The 18,676-nt window shown below is 76.0% G+C and carries 18 protein-coding genes; all 18 read right to left on the bottom strand.

The window, feature by feature from the left end:
- Positions 1–486: 486 nt before the first annotated feature.
- Positions 487–1,791: a tyrosine--tRNA ligase gene (gene tyrS / locus FHN55_RS12600; RefSeq protein WP_139712675.1), complete on the bottom strand. Its 1,305-nt coding sequence runs from the start codon at positions 1,789–1,791 to the stop codon at positions 487–489.
- Complete coding sequence (locus FHN55_RS12595; RefSeq protein ID WP_139712674.1) at positions 1,788–2,495, bottom strand: DNA-3-methyladenine glycosylase; 708 nt, start codon at positions 2,493–2,495, stop codon at positions 1,788–1,790. The genes tyrS and FHN55_RS12595 overlap by 4 nt, the downstream gene beginning before the upstream one ends.
- A 15-nt stretch (positions 2,496–2,510) precedes the next feature.
- Entirely contained in the window at positions 2,511–3,962 is a 1,452-nt protein-coding gene (gene argH, locus FHN55_RS12590) for an argininosuccinate lyase (RefSeq protein WP_139712673.1), read from the bottom strand.
- Positions 3,959–4,555 carry an arginine repressor gene (locus tag FHN55_RS12585; protein ID WP_139712672.1) on the bottom strand — a complete coding sequence of 199 codons (597 nt, stop codon included), beginning with the start codon at positions 4,553–4,555 and terminating at the stop codon, positions 3,959–3,961. Before FHN55_RS12585 ends, argH begins: the two co-directional genes overlap by 4 nt.
- Positions 4,552–5,535: an ornithine carbamoyltransferase gene (gene argF / locus FHN55_RS12580; protein WP_139712671.1), complete on the bottom strand. Its 984-nt coding sequence runs from the start codon at positions 5,533–5,535 to the stop codon at positions 4,552–4,554. Before argF ends, FHN55_RS12585 begins: the two co-directional genes overlap by 4 nt.
- Entirely contained in the window at positions 5,532–6,875 is a 1,344-nt protein-coding gene (locus FHN55_RS12575) for an acetylornithine transaminase (RefSeq protein ID WP_257570937.1), read from the bottom strand. Before FHN55_RS12575 ends, argF begins: the two co-directional genes overlap by 4 nt.
- A complete protein-coding gene (argB, locus tag FHN55_RS12570; RefSeq protein WP_139712670.1) occupies positions 6,872–7,765 on the bottom strand; it encodes an acetylglutamate kinase in 894 nt (297 codons plus the stop codon). Before argB ends, FHN55_RS12575 begins: the two co-directional genes overlap by 4 nt.
- Entirely contained in the window at positions 7,762–8,934 is a 1,173-nt protein-coding gene (gene argJ, locus FHN55_RS12565) for a bifunctional glutamate N-acetyltransferase/amino-acid acetyltransferase ArgJ (RefSeq protein ID WP_139712669.1), read from the bottom strand. The genes argB and argJ overlap by 4 nt, the downstream gene beginning before the upstream one ends.
- The gene (locus FHN55_RS12560; RefSeq protein ID WP_218974620.1) at positions 8,931–9,332 is read right to left on the bottom strand and encodes an ACT domain-containing protein; all 402 of its coding nucleotides are present in this window, start codon (positions 9,330–9,332) and stop codon (positions 8,931–8,933) included. The genes argJ and FHN55_RS12560 overlap by 4 nt, the downstream gene beginning before the upstream one ends.
- Positions 9,329–10,420, bottom strand: a complete 1,092-nt coding sequence (argC, locus tag FHN55_RS12555; protein ID WP_139712668.1) for an N-acetyl-gamma-glutamyl-phosphate reductase — start codon at positions 10,418–10,420, stop codon at positions 9,329–9,331. The genes FHN55_RS12560 and argC overlap by 4 nt, the downstream gene beginning before the upstream one ends.
- Positions 10,421–10,549: 129 nt before the next feature.
- The gene (locus FHN55_RS12550; RefSeq protein ID WP_139712667.1) at positions 10,550–11,383 is read right to left on the bottom strand and encodes an SDR family oxidoreductase; all 834 of its coding nucleotides are present in this window, start codon (positions 11,381–11,383) and stop codon (positions 10,550–10,552) included.
- Entirely contained in the window at positions 11,380–13,956 is a 2,577-nt protein-coding gene (pheT, locus tag FHN55_RS12545) for a phenylalanine--tRNA ligase subunit beta (RefSeq protein ID WP_139712666.1), read from the bottom strand. The genes FHN55_RS12550 and pheT overlap by 4 nt, the downstream gene beginning before the upstream one ends.
- A complete protein-coding gene (pheS, locus tag FHN55_RS12540; RefSeq protein WP_180357811.1) occupies positions 13,956–15,017 on the bottom strand; it encodes a phenylalanine--tRNA ligase subunit alpha in 1,062 nt (353 codons plus the stop codon). The genes pheT and pheS overlap by 1 nt, the downstream gene beginning before the upstream one ends.
- Before the next feature lie 88 nt (positions 15,018–15,105).
- Entirely contained in the window at positions 15,106–16,296 is a 1,191-nt protein-coding gene (locus FHN55_RS12535) for an ATP-binding protein (RefSeq protein ID WP_257570935.1), read from the bottom strand.
- Positions 16,297–16,379: 83 nt separating this feature from the next.
- Positions 16,380–16,760 carry an ATP-binding protein gene (locus FHN55_RS12530; RefSeq protein ID WP_139712665.1) on the bottom strand — a complete coding sequence of 127 codons (381 nt, stop codon included), beginning with the start codon at positions 16,758–16,760 and terminating at the stop codon, positions 16,380–16,382.
- The gene (locus FHN55_RS12525; RefSeq protein ID WP_218974621.1) at positions 16,753–17,757 is read right to left on the bottom strand and encodes an RNA methyltransferase; all 1,005 of its coding nucleotides are present in this window, start codon (positions 17,755–17,757) and stop codon (positions 16,753–16,755) included. Before FHN55_RS12525 ends, FHN55_RS12530 begins: the two co-directional genes overlap by 8 nt.
- Before the next feature lie 89 nt (positions 17,758–17,846).
- Complete coding sequence (gene rplT / locus FHN55_RS12520; protein ID WP_139712664.1) at positions 17,847–18,233, bottom strand: 50S ribosomal protein L20; 387 nt, start codon at positions 18,231–18,233, stop codon at positions 17,847–17,849.
- 49 nt (positions 18,234–18,282) lie between these two features.
- Positions 18,283–18,477 (bottom strand): 50S ribosomal protein L35, encoded by a 195-nt coding sequence (rpmI, locus tag FHN55_RS12515; RefSeq protein WP_109775618.1) that lies wholly within the window; start codon positions 18,475–18,477, stop codon positions 18,283–18,285.
- Positions 18,478–18,676: the final 199 nt, after the last annotated feature.

The following is an 18,676-nucleotide window of genomic DNA, read 5'->3' as shown; positions in this document are numbered from 1 at the left end:
AAACCCACCCACACCCCAGGCAAACCCAGGACACGAACAGGCCAACACCGACCGCAACCGAAACCGGCCACGACCAGAGAATAAAATCTGGCACGAAAAAGACGTCATCTGACATCCAACTCGAGCCAACAAAAGTTGGCATCGACATTCGGCACGCTGTTGAGTTCTCAAGAAACGAACACACACCGACTCACAGCCTTTCGGCTGATCGCTCGGGATGTCTCCATCCTACCCGCAACAATTCCCCGGTCGATTCCGACCGGTGCTTGTCGAGGTGGCCCTCCCGTCCGGGGCCTACCCTTCCGGGCCGGCCCGCCCGGCGGGCGAACGAGAAGAACATTACGTGACGGGCCGGTGAGCGTCAAACCCGGGGTGTCCCCCGCGTGCCACCCGGTCGCCAGGTCTCGCACCTGCGCAGGTCACACGGCGTTCACACGCCTGAGACGCCGGTGTCACCGGACGGGCGGCCCGCCCGGTGACACCGCGTCACGCTGCGCCCGAGCCCTCGGCGCCGCGCACGTCCACGGCCGCCAGCGTCCGCTTGCCCCGCCGCAGCACCAGCCACCGGCCGTGCAGCAGGGACCCGGCGTCCACGGGTGCGTCCGCGTCCGTCCACCGCTCGTTGTTGACGTACGCCCCGCCCTCGGCCACGGCCCGGCGCCCCGCCGAGGCGCTGGGGACCACACCGGCGTCCGCGAGGAGTCGCGGCACCAGCAGCGGCTCGCCCGGAGACACCCGGGCCGTGGGCAGCTCCGCCAGCGCCGAGGCCAGGGTCCCGTGGTCCAGCGAGGCCAGGTCCCCCTGCCCGAAGAGCGCCGCGCTCGCCGCCTCCACGCGCGCCGTGGTCTCCGCGCCGTGGACGAGGGTGGTGACGTCCTGGGCGAGCAGCCGCTGCGCCGCCCGGGCCTGCGGACGGGCCGCCGTCTCCTCCGCGAGCGCCGCCAGCTCCTCCTGCGTCCGCTGGGTGAAGACCCGCAGGTACCAGTCCACGGCTGCGTCCTCGGCCGCCAGCCAGAACTGGTAGAAGGCGTACGGGCTCGTCATCTCCGGGCTCAGCCACACCGTGCCGGACTCGGTCTTGCCGAACTTCGTGCCGTCCGGCTTGGTGATCAGCTGCGTGGACAGGGCGTGCACCGACGCTCCCTCCACCCGGTGGACGAGGTCGACCCCGCTGGTGATGTTCCCCCACTGGTCCGACCCACCGGTCTGGAGCGTGCAGCCGTACCGGCGGAACAGCTCCAGGTAGTCCATACCCTGGAGGATCTGGTAGCTGAACTCGGTGAAGCTGATGCCCTCGTCGGAGGCCATGCGCGCCGAGACGGCCTCCTTGGCGAGCATCCGGCCCACGCGGAAGTGCTTGCCGACGTCGCGCAGGAACTCGATGGCGCTCATCGGCGCCGTCCAGTCGAGGTTGTTCACCAACCGCGCGGCGTTCGGGCCCTCGAAGGAGACGAAGGGGCGCACCTGCTCGGCGATGCGGGCCACCCAGCTCGCCACGACCTCGGGGTCGTTGAGCACGCGCTCCCCGCTCATGCGGGGGTCCCCGACGAGGCCGGTCGAGCCGCCGACCAGCAGCAGCGGCACGTGCCCTGCGTCCTGGAGGCGCTTGGCGGTGACCAGCTGGACGAGGTTGCCCATGTGCAGGCTCGGCGCGGTGGGGTCGAAGCCGACGTAGAAGGTGACCGGACCGGCGTCGAGGGCGGCGCGCAGCGCGTCCTCGTCGGTGCTCTGCGCCAGCACACCCCGCCAGCGCAGCTCGTCGATGATCCCGGATCCGGCTGCCGTGGTCACTGCGTGCTCTCCTCGTCGGTCGGCCTCGTCGTCGTCGAGGTCGGTGCAGAGCCTGCCCGACGCCGCCGCGGTGCCGCCACGCGGTAAGCCGAGACGGTCGCCTCCCCCGCCAGCCAGAACCGCCACGGGAAGCGCTCGCCGTCGCCGCCCTCGCCCGAGACCCCGACCCTCGGACCGGTGAGGACCTCCGCCGGCGCTGCGAGGGACGACGACGGCGCGTCGAGCACGCGCAGCGCGGAGCTCGGAGAGCACAGGTCCGCGCCGTCCTGCGCCTTGTCGAGCCCGAGCGCGGAGGCGAGGCGCGCCGGTCCCCGGGCGAGGTCGACGTCCCTGCGGGCCGCGGGGCGCCGCGAGCGCGCCAGGTCGAGGCCGCCCACCACCTCCCCCGCGCGCAGCAGCACGGCGCTGGCGGTGCCCTCCGGCCCGCAGACGAGGTTGGCGCACCAGTGCATGCCGTAGCTGAAGTAGACGTACGCGTGGCCGGGCGGGCCGAACATCACCGCCGTGCGGGGCGTGCGGCCGCGCGCGGCGTGCGAGCCGGGGTCTCCGGGGCCCGCGTAGGCCTCGACCTCGGTGAGGCGGACCGCGACCGCGCCGTCGTCGGTGGTGTGGACGACGACGCGGCCGAGGAGGTCGCGAGCCACCTCCAGGACAGGACGGTCGAAGAAGGCGCGCGGGACCGCGGAGGGTGGCCGTTCGCCCATGATCACGGGGTGGGGTCAGGCGAGGGCGGTGGCGGCGGCGCGCAGCTCGGCGAGCTGCTCGGCCACGCGCGCCGGCGCAGTGCCGCCCCGGGCGTCGCGGGAGGCGATGGAGCCCTCCACCGTGAGCACCGCCCGCACCGCGGCGGCGGCCTCCGGGGTCTCCCCCAGGCGCGGGTGGATCGCCGCGAGGTCGGCGTCGGGCAGCTCGTCGAGCTCGCAGCCCAGCTCCTCGCAGCGGCGCACCGCCGCGCCGGCGGCCTCGTGGGCGTCGCGGAACGGCACCCCCAGGCGCACGAGGTGGTCGGCGACGTCGGTGGCCAGCGAGAAGCCCTGCGGCGCCAGCTCGGCCAGGCGCTCGGTGTCGAAGCGCAGCGTGGCGACCATGCCCGTGAAGGCCGGCAGCAGCAGGAGGAGGGTGTCGGCGGCGTCGAAGACGGGCTCCTTGTCCTCCTGCAGGTCGCGGTTGTACGCGAGCGGGAGGGCCTTGAGCGTGGCGAGCAGGCCGGTGAGGTCTCCGATGAGGCGTCCGGCCTTGCCGCGAGCCAGCTCGGCGATGTCGGGGTTCTTCTTCTGCGGCATGATGCTCGACCCCGTGGAGAAGGCGTCGTCGAGCGCCACGAAGCCGAACTCCTTGGTGGCCCACAGCACCACCTCCTCCGCCAGGCGGGAGAGGTCGACGCCGACCATCGCGGCCACGAAGGCGAACTCCGCCGCCACGTCGCGGCTGGCGGTGCCGTCGATGCTGTTCGGCACCGACCCCGCGAAGCCGAGCTCGGCGGCGACGGCCTCCGGGTCGAGCCCGAGGGAGGAGCCCGCGAGCGCCCCGGAGCCGTAGGGCGACAGCGCCGCGCGAGCGTCCCAGTCGCGGAACCTCTCGACGTCGCGCAGGAGCGCCCACGCGTGGGCGAGCAGGTGGTGGGCCAGCAGCACCGGCTGGGCGTGCTGCAGGTGGGTGCGGCCGGGCATCGCGGCGCTGGGGTGCGCCTCGGCGGTGGCGGCCAGCACCTCGACCAGCTCCAGCAGGTGCGTGCGGATCGCACCCGCCTCGGAGCGCAGGTGCATGCGCAGCAGGGTGGCGATCTGGTCGTTGCGGGAGCGGCCCGCGCGCAGGCGGCCGCCGAGGTCGGCCCCGGCGCGCTCCACCAGCACGCGCTCGAGCGCGCCGTGCACGTCCTCGTCGTCGTCGGCGGGCTGCAGGGCGCCGGAGACGACGTCGTCGAGGACGGACTGGAGCACCTCGAGCATCCGGGTGAGCTGCTCGTCGGTGAGCAGGCCGGCGGTGTGCAGCACCCGGGCGTGGGCCATGGAGGCGCGGACGTCGTGGGGGGCCAGGCGCCAGTCGAAGTGCGTGCTCCTGGACAGGGCCGCGAGCGCCGCGGACGGGCCGCTGGCGAAGCGGCCGCCCCACAGGGCGCCCTGGACGGTGGTCCCCCCGGAGGCGGTGGCGGTCGGGGACGGCTGGCTCACGGGGTCTCCTGCGCGGTGCTGGTCACGGGGCTGGTGGCGGGGCTGGTGGCGGGGCTGGTGGGGGTGGCCGGCGGCTCGGCGCGGCCGTCGGCCAGGGCGATCATCCGGGCCGCGAGCGCGGGCCCGCCGGCGGGGTCGCGGGCGACCAGCAGCACGGTGTCGTCGCCGGCGATGCAGCCCATCACCTCCGGCAGGGCGGCGTGGTCGACGGCGGAGGCCAGGAACTGGGCCGCGCCCGGCGGGGTCCTGACGACGACGAGGTTGGCGGACGCCTCGGCGGTGACGAGCAGCTCCTCGCACAGCCGCGCCAGGCGAGCGGCGCGGCCGGCCTCGGGCACGGCGGGCCGCGGTGTGCGGTCTCCCCCCTCGGCGGGCACCGCGTACACCAGTCCCCCGCCGGCGCTGCTCGACCGCACCTTGACGGCTCCCAGCTCGACGAGGTCGCGGGACAGCGTCGCCTGGGTGACGACGACGCCGTCCGCCGCGAGCAGCTCCGCGAGCTCCGTCTGGGAGCGCACGGGCCGCGTGCCGACGAGCGCCGCGATGCGCGCCCGCCGTGCGGTCGGCGTCGTCGGCGCCGAGGAGGAGGTCATGCGCCCGGGAGCCCGCGCGCCTCGAGCAGGGCCACCAGGAGCGCCTTCTGGGCGTGGAGGCGGTTCTCGGCCTCGTCCCACACCCAGGACCCGGGCCCGTCGAGATAGGAGGCGTCGACCTCCTTGCCGCGGTAGGCGGGCAGGCAGTGCAGCACGCCCGCGCCGGGTGCGGCCCCGGCCATGAGCTCCGGCGTCACCGCGAAGGGCACGAACGGCGTCTCGCGGGAGGCGGCCTCGGCCTCCTGGCCCATCGACACCCAGGTGTCGGTGGCGACGACGTCGGCCCCGGCGACGGCCTCGGCGGCGTCGTGCACGACGGTCACCGAGCCTCCCGTGGCCCCCGCCGCGCGACGGGCGTCCTCCAGGACGCCCGGGTCGGGCAGGTGGGTCTCGGGCGTGCCGACGCGGACGTGCATGCCCGCCACCGCCCCGCCCAGCAGGTAGGAGTTGGCCATGTTGTTGTTGCCGTCGCCGACGTAGGCGAAGACCGTCCCCGGCAGCCCGTCGACGCCGCCGGGCCGGTGCTCGGCCACCGTCTGCAGGTCCGCGAGGATCTGGCACGGGTGCAGCAGGTCGGTGAGGGCGTTCACCACCGGGACGCTGCTGGCTGCGGCCATGGCCTCCAGCTGGCCTTGCGCGAAGGTGCGCCAGGTGATGGCGGCCACCTGCCGGGACAGCACCCGGGCGGTGTCGGCCACCGGCTCGCCGCGGCCCAGCTGGCTCGTGGCGGCGTCGATGACGAGCGGGAACCCGCCCAGCTCGGCCACGCCGACCGAGAAGGACAGCCGGGTCCGCGTGGAGGGCTTGTCGAACAGGAGCGCTGCGGTCTTCGGGCCCTCCAGCGGCCGGCGCGGGTGCCGTCCTGCTGCGCGCTCGGCCTTGAGCTCGATGGCCAGGCGCAGGACGTCGGCCTGCTGGGCCTGGGTGAGGTCGTCGTCGCGCAGGAAGTGCTGCGGGAAGCTGCTGGCGTCGCTGGTCATTCGGGGCTCCCGGTGGGGGCTGGTGCGACGGGGGCCTGTGAGGCGGCGGCGCGCTCGAGGATCCCGGGCAGGGCGGTGGTGAACTCGGCCAGCTGCGCGTCGGTGAGGACGAGCGGCGGGGCGATCCGGACGGCGTCGGGGGCGACGGCGTTGACGATGAACCCCGCCTCCAGCGCCGCCGCGGCGACGTCCTTGGACGCCGGCGCGTCGAGCACGAGCGCCTGCAGGGCGCCGACGCCGCGCAGACCGGTGAGCAGAGGGGCGCCGCCGGCGACGAGGGTGTCGACGGCGGTCTGCAGCTGCTGGCCGATGGAGCGGGCTCGCTCGGCCAGGCCGTCGCGCTCCACCACGTGCAGCACCGCCAGGCCCGCGGCGGTGGCGAGCGGGTTGCCGCCGTAGGTGGTGCCGTGCTGGCCCGCGCCGAGCAGGCTCCCGGCCTTCGTGGTGACGGCGACGGCGGCCCCCACGGGCACTCCCCCGCCGAGGGCCTTGGCGAGCGTCACGACGTCGGGGAGGGTCCCGGGCTCCAGGCCGAGGCCGGGCAGCTGGTGGGCGAACCAGGCCCCGGTGCGCGCGATGCCGGTCTGCACCTCGTCGAGCACGAGCAGCGCGCCCGCCTCCGTGGTGAGTTGCCGCGCGGCCGCCAGGTAGCCGTCGGGGGCGGGCAGCACGCCGCCCTCCCCCTGCACGGGCTCGAGCACCACGGCGGCCACCGTGCCGCCACCTGCCCCGCGGCCGTCGTCGTGGAGGGCGGCGGCGAGCGCGTCGACGTCACCGAAGGGGACGTGCTCGACGCCGCCCGGCAGTGGCGCGAAGGGCTCGCGGTAGTTCGGGTTCCACGTCATGGCCAGCGCCCCCATGGTGCGGCCGTGGAAGGCGCCGCGCGCCGCGATGATCCGGGGGCGGCCGGTGCGGCGGGCGATCTTGAAGGCGGCCTCGTTGGCCTCGGCGCCGGAGTTGGCGAAGAAGACGCGGCCGCCCGGCTCGGCGCGGGTGGTGGCGAGCAGCTGCTCGGCCAGCGCCACCTGCGCGGGCGTGGCGAAGAAGTTGGAGACGTGGCCGAGCGTGGCCATCTGGCTGGTCACGGCGGCGGTGAGCAGCGGGTGGGCGTGCCCGAGGACCGAGGTGGCGATGCCGGCGAGCAGGTCGACGTAGCGCCGGCCGTCGGCGTCCCAGACCTGGGCGCCCTCCCCGCGCACGAGCGTGCGCAGCGGGGTGCCGTAGGTGCCCATGACGGCGCGGCCGTGGCGCTCCAGCCAAGCGGCCGACCCGCCGTCCGGGTGCGCCAGGGCGGGGGGGAGGTCCTTGCTCAGGTCGGTCCCGGTGGTCGAGGCGCTCACGGCAGCACCATCGTGCCGACGCCGGAGTCGGTGAAGACCTCCACGAGCAGCGTGTGCGGCACGCGCCCGTCGACGACGTGAGCGGCCTCGACGCCGCCGCGCACCGCGCGCAGGCAGGCCTCCATCTTCGGCACCATCCCGGACTCCAGGGTCGGCAGCAGCTGCTCCAGCTCGGCGGCGCCGATCTGGGAGACGAGCGAGGACCTGTCCGGCCAGTCGGCGTACAGCCCCTCGACGTCGGTGAGGACCACGAGCTTGCGGGCCCCCAGGGCCACCGCGAGCGCCGCGGCGGCGGTGTCGGCGTTGACGTTGAGCACGCCGTCGCCGTCCTCCTCGGGCGCCACGGTGGCGACCACGGGGATGCGGCCGGCGTCCAGGAGGTCCTGGACGGCGCGCGGGTCGACCGCGACGACGTCGCCGACGAGCCCGACGTCCACGGGCTCCCCGTCGACCACGGCGTGGCGGCGGCGGGCGGTGAACAGGCCGGCGTCCTCGCCGCTCAGCCCGACGGCGTGCGGGCCGGAGGCGTTGAGCAGGCCGACCAGCTCGCGGCCGACGGAGCCGGTGAGCACCATGCGCACCACCTCCATGACCTCCGGGGTGGTGACGCGCAGGCCGCCGCGGAACTCGCTGTCGATGTCCAGCCGCTCGAGCATGCGGGAGATCTGCGGGCCTCCGCCGTGGACGACCACGGGGCGCAGGCCCGCCAGGCGCAGGAAGTTGACGTCGGCGGCGAAGGCGCGGGTCAGGGACTCGTCGACCATCGCGTTGCCGCCGTACTTCACCACGACGAGGGAGCCGTGGAACCGCTCCAGGTACGGCAGGGCCTCGACGAGGACGGCGGCCTTCTCGACGGCGGTGGACAGGCGCGCGTCAGGGGTGGTGGTCATGAGGAGTACGCGCTGTTCTCGTGGACGTAGTCGTGGGTGAGGTCGTTGGTCCACACCGTCGCGGACGCCAGCCCGGCGTGCAGGTCGACGAGGATCCTCACCTCTCGCGCGCTGAGGTCGACGCCCTCGCGGGGGTCTCCGACGCCCCCGGCGCGGCAGACCTGGACGCCGTTGAAGGAGACGTCGAGGGCGTCGGGGTCGAAGGCGGCGTCGGTGGTGCCGACGGCGGCGAGCACGCGGCCCCAGTTCGGGTCGTTGCCGAAGACGGCGGCCTTGAACAGGTTGGAGCGGGTCACGGCCCGCGCGACGGTGACGGCGTCGTCCTCGGTGACCGCACCGACCACCTCCACGGCGATGTCGTGGCTGGCGCCCTCGGCGTCCGCGACCAGCTGGCGCGCCAGGTCGGCGCAGACGGCGGTGATGGCCTCGCGCAGCTCCTCGGCGGTCGGGGTGGTGCCGGAGGCTCCGGAGGACAGCAGCAGCACCGTGTCGTTGGTGGACATGCAGCCGTCGGAGTCGACCCTGTCGAAGGTGACCCGGGTCGCCTCCCGCAGCGCGGCGTCGAGCGCTGCCGGCTCGGCGACGGCGTCGGTGGTGAGCACCACGAGCATCGTCGCCAGGCCCGGGGCGAGCATGCCGGCGCCCTTGGCCATGCCGCCGACGCTCCACCCGGTGCGCTGCGCCACGGCCTGCTTGGAGACCGTGTCCGTGGTCATGATCGCGGCGGCCGCGTCGCCACCTCCCCCCGCGCCGGAGCCGTCGAGGGCCGCAGCGGCCGCGGTGACGCCCGCGAGCAGCTTGTCCATCGGCAGCCGCTCGCCGATGAGGCCGGTGGAGCAGACGGCGACGTCCGCGGCGCCGACCCCCAGGGCCGTGGCGACGGCCTCGGCGGTGGCGTGCGTGTCGACGAAGCCGGGGGCTCCGGTGCAGGCGTTGGCCCCGCCGGAGTTGAGGACCACCGCGTCGCAGCGGCCGTCGGCCAGCGCCTGGCGGGTCCACTTCACCGGCGCGGCCTGCACGCGGTTGGAGGTGAGCACCACCGCGGCGTCGTGGCGGGGCCCGTCGTTGACGACGAGGGCCAGGTCGGGCTTGCCGCTGGCCTTGAGGCCCGCGGTGGTGCCGGCGGCGCGGAAGCCCGCCGGGGCGGTGACGCCGGTAGGGCTGGTCATGCGGCCAGCACCTCCACCTCGTGGCCGGCAGCGCGCCACGCGGCGGTGGCCGGGGCGGTGCTGCCGCTGGGCACGAGCACCCAGTCGGTGTCGAAGGTCGAGAGGGCGAACACGCTGATGCCTCCATCGGCGAGCGGGCGGAGCAGACCGGCGAGCACGCCGGTCAGGGCGGAGTCGAGCGGACCAGCCACCTCGAACGCCGCGTACGGGCCCTGCACCGGGCCGGGCAGCTGCTCGGGCACGGCGAGGGCGGGGCAGACCACGCTGAGCTCGTCAGCGCTGCGGGCCACGCACACCAGCGGCTCGCCCCGGGCCCACGTGGGGTCGGGGGCGTCGGCGGGCAGGCGCACCACCGAGACCGCCCCGGGGTGCTCGTGCAGGAGGAGGCCGGCGCTCACGGGGCCAGCCCGGTGACGGGCAGTCCGAGCGTCTCGGGCAGGCCGAAGGCGAGGTTGAGGCACTGCACGGCCGCGCCGGCGGTGCCCTTGGTGAGGTTGTCCTCCGCGGCGACGACGACGACGCGCCCCACGCGCTCGTCCAGCGCGAGGCCCAGGACGACGGCGTTGGAGCCGAGCACGTCGGCGGTGCGGGGCCAGGAGCCCTCGGGCAGCAGGTGCACGAAGGGCTCGTCGGCGTAGGCCGCTCGCCAGGCGGCGCGCAGCTGGTCCGCCGTGGTCCCCGGGCGCACCCGGGCGGTGCAGGTGGCGAGGATGCCGCGCGGCATCGGCGCCAGCGTCGGCGTGAAGCTCACGGTGACGGGCTCACCTGCGGCGCCGGACAGGTTCTGCTCGACCTCCGGGGTGTGCCGGTGCACGCCGCCCACGCCGTACGGGCTCATGGAGCCCATGACCTCGCTGCCGAGGAGGTTCGGCTTGAGGCCCTTGCCCGCACCCGACGTCCCCGAGGCGGCGACGACGACGACGTCGTCCGGCTCCAGCAGGCCCGCGGCGAAGCCGGGCGCGAGCGCGAGGGAGACGCCGGTGGGGTAGCAGCCGGGCACGGCGACGCGGCGCGCGCCGACGAGGGCGTCGCGCTGCTTGGGGGCCGCTGCCGTCGTCCCCTGCGTCGCGGAGGGCCCGGTGAGGAGCTCGGGCATGCCGTACGGCCAGGTGCCGGCGTGGTCGGTGCCGTAGAAGGTCTTCCACGCGACCGGGTCCGCGAGGCGGTGGTCGGCGCCGCAGTCGAGCACGAGCACGTCGGCGGGCAGCTGGGCGGCCAGCGCGGCGGAGGCGCCGTGCGGGAGGGCGAGGACGACGGCGTCGTGCTCGGCGAGCAGCTCGGGGGTGGTCTCCTGCAGGACCCGGTCGGCCAGGGGCAGCAGGTGCGGGTGCACGTCACCCAGGCGGGCGCCCGCGCTGGAGGCGGCCGTCACCGCCCCGACCTCGACCTCGGGGTGCCCCAGGAGGAGGCGCAGCGCCTCACCCCCGGCGTACCCGCTCGCCCCCGCCACAGCCACCCTGATCACACGCGAATCATACAGATGCATGCATGGCCATGCAAAGATGCTGCTCGCCCGGCCTCCTCCCCCGATGGCACGGGGTGGCCCTGTGCCACTCCTGCTGGCACGGGGCCACCCCGTGCCAGTCAGGGAGTGGCACGGGCCCACCCACGGACGTCAGCGGAGAGGGTCGTCGGTGCCCCAGGGGCGCAGGCGCAGCGTCCGGGCGTCGTCGTCGAGCCCGGCCGCGGCGCGCTCGGCGAGCGAGGCGGGGGTGTCGACGCCCGCCCGGACCATGCGGCCGGAGAAGGCGTCGAGCTCACCGCGGGCGAAGGCGACGGCGAGGGCGTCGACCTCGGCCTGGCTCGTCCACTCGTCGCGCTGGCGGCGCTGCTCGTGGGTGGCCATCGCCATGGTCATGGGCGTCCGGACGACGCCGGGCGCCAGCTCGAGCACGCTGATGCCGTGCGCAGCGCCCGCGGCGTGGAGGTTGCCGCCGAGGCGGAAGAGCCCCGCCTTCGCCGCGTTGTACGCCGAGTAGACGGCGGAGTCCTTGATGCCGGCGCCCGAGTCGAGGTTGATGACGCGGCCACCGCCGCGCGCCACCATGCCGGGGACCACGGCGCGGACGGCGTGGAAGGCGCCGACGAGGTCGACGTCGACGACGCGCCGCCACTCGGCGGGGTCGGCCTCCCAGACCGGCACCTCGCTCGCCTCGATGATCCCGGCGGCCGAGACGAGCAGGTCCGCCGGGCCCAGCTGGGACTCCAGGTGGTCGACCGCCTGCTGGAGGGCGGGGAGGTCGACGACGTCGGCCGGGACCGCCGCGCAGCGCGCACCGGTGCGGCGCACGGCCTGCAGCGCCTCGGCGAGGCGCTCGCCATCACGTCCCAGCAGCCCGACGGCCAGGCCGGCGGCGCTGAGCGCCTCGGCCAGGCCGCGCCCGATGCCGCTGGTCGCGCCGGTGACGAGCGCGACGCGGCTGGGTGGTGTCGGCGGCACGGCGCTCACGCGCCGCGCAGCACGGCGCCGTGGCGGCGGGACGCCTCGGCGACGGCGGCCTCGCGCACCGCGGCGGCGTCCGCTGCGGTGAGCGTCCGGTCCAGCGCGCGCAGCCGCAGGGTGAACGCCAGCGAGCGGTGCCCCTCGGGCACGGGCGCGCCGGTGTAGACGTCGAAGAGGCGCACCTCCTCGACCAGGTCCGCGTGGCCGGCGCCCGCGACGCCGGCGAGCAGCGCCTGCCGCACCGCCTCGGCGGGCACGGAGACGTCGACGACGAGCGCGACGTCCTCCTTGCTCGGCGGGAACGGCGACAGCCGCGGCGCGGGCACCAGCTCGGGCGCCGCCGCGACGAGCGCGTCGAGGTCGAGCTCGAAGGCCACCGTCCGCGCCGGCAGCCCCAGCGCGGAGACGACCGCGGGGTGCAGCTCACCGGCGTGGCCGACGACGTCCCCGCCGGGCAGGGCCAGCTGCGCGCAGCGGCCCGGGTGCCAGGGCGCGAGCGCTCCGGCCGTCACGACCAGCGGCACCCGCAGCGCCTGCGCCACGAGCTGGGCGGCGGCCACGGCGTCGGCCGCGTCGGCCTCCCGGCCGGCGCCCCACCATCCCTCGGGCTCCGCCCGGCCGGCCAGCACGCCGGCCACGTGCACGGGCTGCGGCGGCACCGCGGCGAGCAGGCCGGCGAGCTCGTCGTCGGACGGGCGGGCGTCGACGCGCAGCCGCGCCGCCGCCGGGGCGCCCGCCACCGGGTTGACGACACCGCCGAGCTCGAACAGCGCCACGTCAGCGGCGCCGCGCGAGGTGTTGCGGCGCAGCACGTCCAGCAGCGTGGCCAGCACGCTGGTGCGCAGCAGCGGCTGCTCGTCCGACAGCGGGTTGGCCAGCCGCAGCGCGGTGCGGCGCGGGTCGTCCGCGGGCAGGGCGAGCTCGTCGCTGCGGGCAGCGGACGTGAACGGGTAGGACCGCACCTCCACGAACCCGCCGGCCGCGAGCGCGTCGGCAGCACGGCGGCGCAGCCGCTGCCCGGTGGTCAGGCCGCGGCCGGGCGGGGCCGGCGGCAGCACCGACGGGACGGCCTCGTAGCCGTGCAGGCGCACGACCTCCTCGACCAGGTCCACGGGCTGCACGAGGTCTGGCCGCCAGGTCGGCGGGGTGACCGCGAGCGCGCCGGCCGGCGAGCCCTCGCCCACCGAGCAGCCGACCTGCTCCAGCAGCTCGACCACGCGGGCGCGGTCCAGCTGCTCAGCGGGGACGCCGGACAGGCGCGCCGGCAGGTCGACGGGGAGGGTGATCGCTGCAGGCCGCACGACGGCGCCGGGCGCGACGACGTCGGTGGCCGCGTCGTCGGCGGTCCCGCCGCCGTGCTCCACCAGCAGGCGGACCGCCAGCTCGGCGGCCGCCGCCTGCAGCGCCGTGTCGACGCCGCGCTCGAAGCGGCGGCTGGCCTCGCTGGGCAGCTTGTGGCGCCGCGCCGTCCTCGCGATGGTCACCGGGTCGAAGCGGGCGGCCTCGACGAGCACGTCGCGCGTCGTCGTCGTGACCTCGGTCTCGCGCCCGCCCATCACGCCCGCCAGCCCGACGGCGCGCGCGCCGTCGGGGCCGTCGGCGATGAGGAGGTCCTCGGGGTCGAGCTCGCGGTCGACGCCGTCGAGGGTGACGAGCCGCTCCCCCGGGCGCGCGCGGCGCACGACGAGCGGGCCGTCGAGCGTGCCGAGGTCGTAGGCGTGCAGCGGCTGGCCCAGCTCGAGCATCACGTGGTTGGTGACGTCGACGGCCAGCGAGATCGGCCGCATGCCGGCCTGCTGCAGGCGGCGCTGGAGCCAGAACGGCGACGGGGCCGCAGGGTCGACGCCGCGGACCACGCGCGTGACGAACCGCGTGCAGCCGGGAGCCCCGTGGATCGGGGCGCCGTCGCGCAGCTCGACGCCGTGGCCGGCTCCAGCGCCGGCGTCCGGCACCTCGACGTCGGCCGGGTCGCGGAACGCGGTGGCGACGTCGAGGCGGGCCCCGTGGGCGTACTCGCGGGCCAGGCCTCGCACGCTGAAGCAGTAGCCGCGGTCCGGCGTGACGTTGACCTCGACGACCTCCTCGGTGAGCCCGAGCAGCGCGAGGGCGTCCTGGCCGGGCTCCAGCTGCGACGCGGCAGCGCCGCCGAGGAGGCGGGTCAGCACGATGATCCCGGCGTGGTCCTCCCCCAGGCCCAGCTCGCGGGCGGAGCAGATCATCCCGTCGGAGACGTGCCCGTAGGTCTTGCGCGCGGCGATGGGGAACGGCCCGGGCAGCACCGCGCCCGGGAGGGCGACGACGACGAGGTCGCCGGCGCCGAAGTTGCTCGCGCCGCACACGACGCCGCGGGGCTCGCTCTCGCCGGTGTCGACGGAGCACCAGTTGATCGTCTTGCCGTTCTTCTGCGGCTCGGGGTCCGCCGACAGCACGCGGCCGACGACGACGGGACCGACGACGTCGCCGCCGTGCAGGCCCTCCTCCTCCAGGCCCACGCGCACCAGGGCGGCGGCGACCTGCTCGCCCGTGGCGTCGGCGGGCAGGTCGACCCACTGCCGGATCCAGCTCAGGGGCGCGCGCATCAGAGGGCCGTCCCGAGGCCGGTGCCGAAGGCGCGTGAGAAGCGGACGTCGCCCTCGACCATGTCGCGCATGTCCGCGACGCCGTTGCGGATCTGCAGGATCCGCTCGATGCCCATGCCGAACGCGAAGCCGCTGTAGCGCTCCGGGTCGACCCCGCAGGCGCGCAGGACGTTCGGGTTGACCATGCCGCAGCCTCCGAGCTCGAGCCACCCGCTCCCGGACCCGTCGGGGCGCTCGAACCAGACGTCGAGCTCCGCGGACGGCTCTGTGAAGGGGAAGAAGGACGGGCGCAGGCGCGTGCGGGCGCTCGGGCCCAGCAGCGCCGTCGCCAGGCGGTCGAGGGTGCCGCGCAGGTGGGCCATGGTCAGGCCCTGGTCCACGGCGATGCCCTCGACCTGGTTGAAGACGGGGGTGTGGGTGGCGTCGAGCTCGTCCGTGCGGAACGTGCGCCCCGGGCACACCACGTACAGCGGGGCGCCGCGCTCCAGCAGGGAGCGCGCCTGCACCGGCGAGGTGTGGGTGCGCATCACCAGCCCCGAGCTCGGCGGGTCGACGAAGAAGGTGTCCTGCATCTGGCGCGCCGGGTGGTCCACGCCGAAGTTCAGGGCGTCGAAGTTGAACCACTCCGCCTCGACCTCGGGGCCCTCGGCCACCTCGTAGCCCATGGCGGTGAAGACGTCCTCGACGCGCTCGGCCACCAGCGCCAGCGGGTGGCGCGCGCCGGCGCGGGTGCGCTGGACGGGGACCGTCAGGTCGACGGTCTCCTCCACGAGCACGCGGGCGTCGCGCTCGGCCTCGAGCTCGGCCGTGCGGGCCTCGAGCGCGGCGCGCACGCGGCCGCGGGCTCCACCGATGCGCTTGCCGACGACGGCGCGGTCGGCGGGGGGCACGTCGGCGATGGCGCGGTTGGCCAGGGCGAGGGGGCTGCGGTCGCCGGTGTGCGCCAGGCGCACCTCCTTGAGGGCGTCCAGGTCGGGCGCGGCGGCCAGCGCGGCCAGCGCGGCGTCGACGGCGCTCTCCACGGCCTGCTCGCTGAGCGGGTCGTTCTCCAGTTCGGGCACCGGGCAAGCCTGCCAGAGCGCCGGAGGCCGTCCCCCGGTCGGTCCACCCCGCCGCCGGGGACGACGACGGCGGGGAGCCCGCGCCGCGTCAGCGGCTGGGGTCAGCCGCGCCCGTCGTCGTCCCGGGGGTGCCGGCGGCGGGGGTCCGCTCGTCGACACCGTCCGGCAGCGACAGCCGCAGCTGGCGGCGGTCAGCGCCGGAGCGGCGGTCCAGCAGCGGGGTGCCGGGCAGCTGGACGAAGTCGGGGACGGCCGCGGGCAGCGTGAACCGGAACCGGGCGCCGCCCGACGGGGAGGCGCCCACCGTGATCCGACCGCCGTGGGCGTCGACCAGGCCGCGCACCACGTACAGCCCCAGCCCGGTGCCGCCCCGGCGCGAGCCCCGCCAGAACTTGGTGAAGACGACGCCGAGGTGCTCGGGCGGGATGCCCTCGCCCTCGTCGTCGACGACCACGGCCACGCCGTCGCCGTCCGGGTCGGGCGTGACCGAGACGTCGATCTGCCCGGCGCCGTGGCGGACGGCGTTGCCCACGAGGTTGCTCAGCACCTGCTCGAGGCGGTCGGGGTCGGCCCAGACCTCCGGGAGCGCGGCCGAGATGGCCACCCGGAAGCGCTCCGGCGGCTGGCCGGTGGCCACCGCGCGCTCCACCTGCCCCCGCACCAGGCCGGCCAGGTCGACCACCTGCCGCTTGACCTCCAGGCGGCCGGCGTCCATGCGGGAGATGTCGAGGAGCTCCGCGATGAGGCGGGTGACGCGGTCGGCGTCGGCCTCGACCGTCTCGAGCATGAGGCGCTTCTGCGCGTCCGAGAGGCGCTCCCAGCGGCGCAGCAGCGTGGAGGTGAAGCCCTTGACGGACGTCAGGGGCGAGCGCAGCTCGTGGGCGACCGTGGAGATGAGCCCGGCGTGGTCGTTCTCCAGCCGGCGGCGGGCCTCGGTGTCGCGCAGCTGCAGCACCACGCGCTGGACCGGGGCGCTGCGGGCCGGCCGCACGTAGCGCGCCGTGACGAGCACCTCGTGCTCGCCGGGGAGCACGAGCAGCCGCTCGCGGTGGCCGCTGCGCGTGGCGAGGCCGGTGAACGGGTCGGTCATCGACCACCAGTCGCGGCCGGTGGTGTCCTGCAGCGGCAGCGCCCGGCGCACGTCCTGGCCGAGGAGCTGCTCGCGGGGGATGCCCGTGCACCGCTCGGCGCCAGCGTTGACCAGCTGCACGCGGGCGTCGGCGCCGACGACGACCACACCGTCCGGCAGCTCCTCGAGCAGCCCCTGCGCGGCGTCCACGCCGCCGACCGTACCGCCAGAGACCCACTCGTCGTCACTCCTGGTGACTGATCCGCGGCTCTGGGTGGACACCGGGTGCTCGCTCACCCGGTGACGGGGTCAGCGCGGAGCTCGAACCAGACGACCTTGCCGATGCTGTCGTCCCGGACCCCCCACCGCGTGGTGAGCAGGTCGACGATGAAGAGCCCCCGGCCGTCCAGCGCGCCGTCGTCGGCGGGCTGCAGGTGCGGGTGGCGGGAGTTGTCGTCGCCGACCTCGATGCGCAGCCAGCCGCGGTCCGTGCGGATCCACAGGCGCACGTCCGAGCGTCCGTGGACGATCGCGTTGGTGACCAGCTCGCTGGTGCACAGCAGGGCGCTGTCGCAGGCGTCGGGCGGCAGCTCGGCCGCGGTGCACGCCTGGGCCACGAGGCGGCGTGCCTGGCCCGCGGCCTCCGGGCCGCACGGCAGCACGGTCTCAGTCATGGGCCACCGCTGCGGCGGACGAGGGGCTGCCGGTGCTCGCCCGCGACGGGGAGGTGCGGTGCTCCACGGCGCCAGTGTGGCTGACGGCCCCCGCGGGGTCGACGACCCCCCGCGGCGCGCCGCCCGGACGCCGTCCCCGCCGGTGCGCGCGGGCGCTGGCGTACAGGCACACCGCGGCGGCGGTGGCGAGGTTCAGGCTCTCGGCGCGGCCGTGCAGCGGCACCCGCACGGCGAGGTCCGCCAGCTCTCGCTCGGCCGGGTCCAGGCCGCTGGCCTCGTTGCCGAACAGCCAGGCCGTGGGCCCCGCGAGCGGGCCCGCGCCGCCCTCGGCCTCGTCGAGGAGGTCGTCGAGGTCGGCGCTGCCGCGGCCCGGCACGCCGTCCGTGGCCAGCACCGCCACGCCAGCGGCGCGCAAGCGCTCGACCGCATCGGCCAGCTCCACGCCCTGGACGACGTCGAGGTGGAAGAGGCTGCCCGCCGTGGAGCGGACCACCTTGGGGTTGTGCACGTCGACGCTGCCGCCCGTGAGGAGCACCGCTCCGGCACCCGCCGCGTCCGCCACGCGCACCACCGTGCCCGCGTTGCCCGGGTCCTGCACGCGCGCCAGCAGCGCCACCAGCGCCGGGGGACGGCCACCGGGACCGGCCAGGACCTCGTCCAGACCGGTGCGGACGGCGTCGCAGACCGCGACGACGCCCTGGGGGGTGCGGGTGCCGGACAGGACGGCCAGCACCTCGTCGGTGCACTGCAGCAGCTCGGCCCCGGCGCGGTGCGCGCCGGGGCCGAGCTCGGGGTGCCGCTGCAGCGCCGCGGCCGTGGCCACGACGGTGCGCACGCGGTGGGGTGCGGGGGCTGCGAGCGCCTCGCGGACGGCCTGCGGGCCCTCCGCGAGGAAGGCGCCGGCGCGGGCGCGGCCGGAGGCCGTCGCCAGGTGCGCCAGCGCCCTGACGCGGTCGGCGCGGGGGTTGGACAGGCGTCCGGTAGCACCGGTGGGCACCGCCGCGGCGCGGGCACCGGTCCGGTGGTCCACCGGACCGGTGCTCACGCTGCTGCCCACGCCCGTCGCGCCCCGCTACCGGACCGGTGTCAGGCCGCCGAGCCGGCGGCGGCCGGCGTCGCGGGCAGGGCCTCGCGAGCGGTGGTGACCAGCGCCGCGAAGGCGCCCGGGTCGTTGACGGCCAGCTCGGCCAGCATGCGGCGGTCCACCTCGACACCCGCGGCCTTGAGGCCCTGGATGAAGCGGTTGTAGGTCATGCCGTTCTCGCGGACCGCGGCGTTGATGCGCTGGATCCACAGGCGGCGGAAGTCGCCCTTGCGGGCGCGGCGGTCGCGGTAGGCGTAGACGAGGGAGTGGGTGACCTGCTCCTTCGCCTTGCGGTAGAGCCGCGAGCGCTGGCCGCGGTAGCCGCTGGCGCGCTCGAGGACGGTGCGGCGCTTCTTCTGGGCGTTGACTGCCCGCTTGACGCGTGCCACGGGGTGCTCCTGGGTCTTCTAGAGGTCGGTGGGGGGAGGACTCAGCCGCTCAGCGGCCGAGCAGGCGCTCGGCGCGCTTGGCGTCGGCCGGCGAGAGCTGCGCGTCGACGGACAGGCGGCGCGTGCGGCGGGTCGACTTGCCCTCCAGCAGGTGGCGCAGGTTGGTGCGCTCGCGCATGAGCTTGCCGCTCCCGGTGACCTTGAAGCGCTTCTTGGCCCCGCTGTGGGTCTTCATCTTCGGCACGGCTGCCGTCCTCCTCGTTCCGGGCGGGCGTGATCGCCCGCCCGCGTTCTGGTCAGCGCCCGGAGGGGTCCCTCCGGGCGTCATGGGTGCTGGTGCGTCTGGCCTGTCGGGTCTGCCGCTCAGTCGCCCGAGGGCGGCGGAGGCGTCGGTCGGGCCGGACGGGGGGTCGGCCGCGGCGCGGCCGGGGTGGGGCGGGGCC

The organism is Streptomyces sp. NP160, from assembly GCF_006335115.1.
Taxonomy (GTDB): domain Bacteria; phylum Actinomycetota; class Actinomycetes; order Actinomycetales; family Quadrisphaeraceae; genus Quadrisphaera.
This window is presented reverse-complemented; position numbering and strand designations above follow the sequence as displayed.

Bases quoted from the DNA above. Each gene is read 5' to 3' on its own strand.
- FHN55_RS12595 (WP_139712674.1), bottom strand. From the start codon at position 2,495: ATGGGCGAACGGCCACCCTCCGCGGTCCCGCGCGCCTTCTTCGACCGT.
- FHN55_RS12585 (WP_139712672.1), bottom strand. From the start codon at position 4,555: ATGACCTCCTCCTCGGCGCCGACGACGCCGACCGCACGGCGGGCGCGC.
- argF (WP_139712671.1), bottom strand. From the start codon at position 5,535: ATGACCAGCGACGCCAGCAGCTTCCCGCAGCACTTCCTGCGCGACGAC.
- argB (WP_139712670.1), bottom strand. From the start codon at position 7,765: ATGACCACCACCCCTGACGCGCGCCTGTCCACCGCCGTCGAGAAGGCC.
- argJ (WP_139712669.1), bottom strand. From the start codon at position 8,934: ATGACCAGCCCTACCGGCGTCACCGCCCCGGCGGGCTTCCGCGCCGCC.
- argC (WP_139712668.1), bottom strand. From the start codon at position 10,420: ATGCATCTGTATGATTCGCGTGTGATCAGGGTGGCTGTGGCGGGGGCG.
- pheT (WP_139712666.1), bottom strand. From the start codon at position 13,956: ATGCGCGCGCCCCTGAGCTGGATCCGGCAGTGGGTCGACCTGCCCGCC.
- FHN55_RS12530 (WP_139712665.1), bottom strand. From the start codon at position 16,760: ATGACTGAGACCGTGCTGCCGTGCGGCCCGGAGGCCGCGGGCCAGGCA.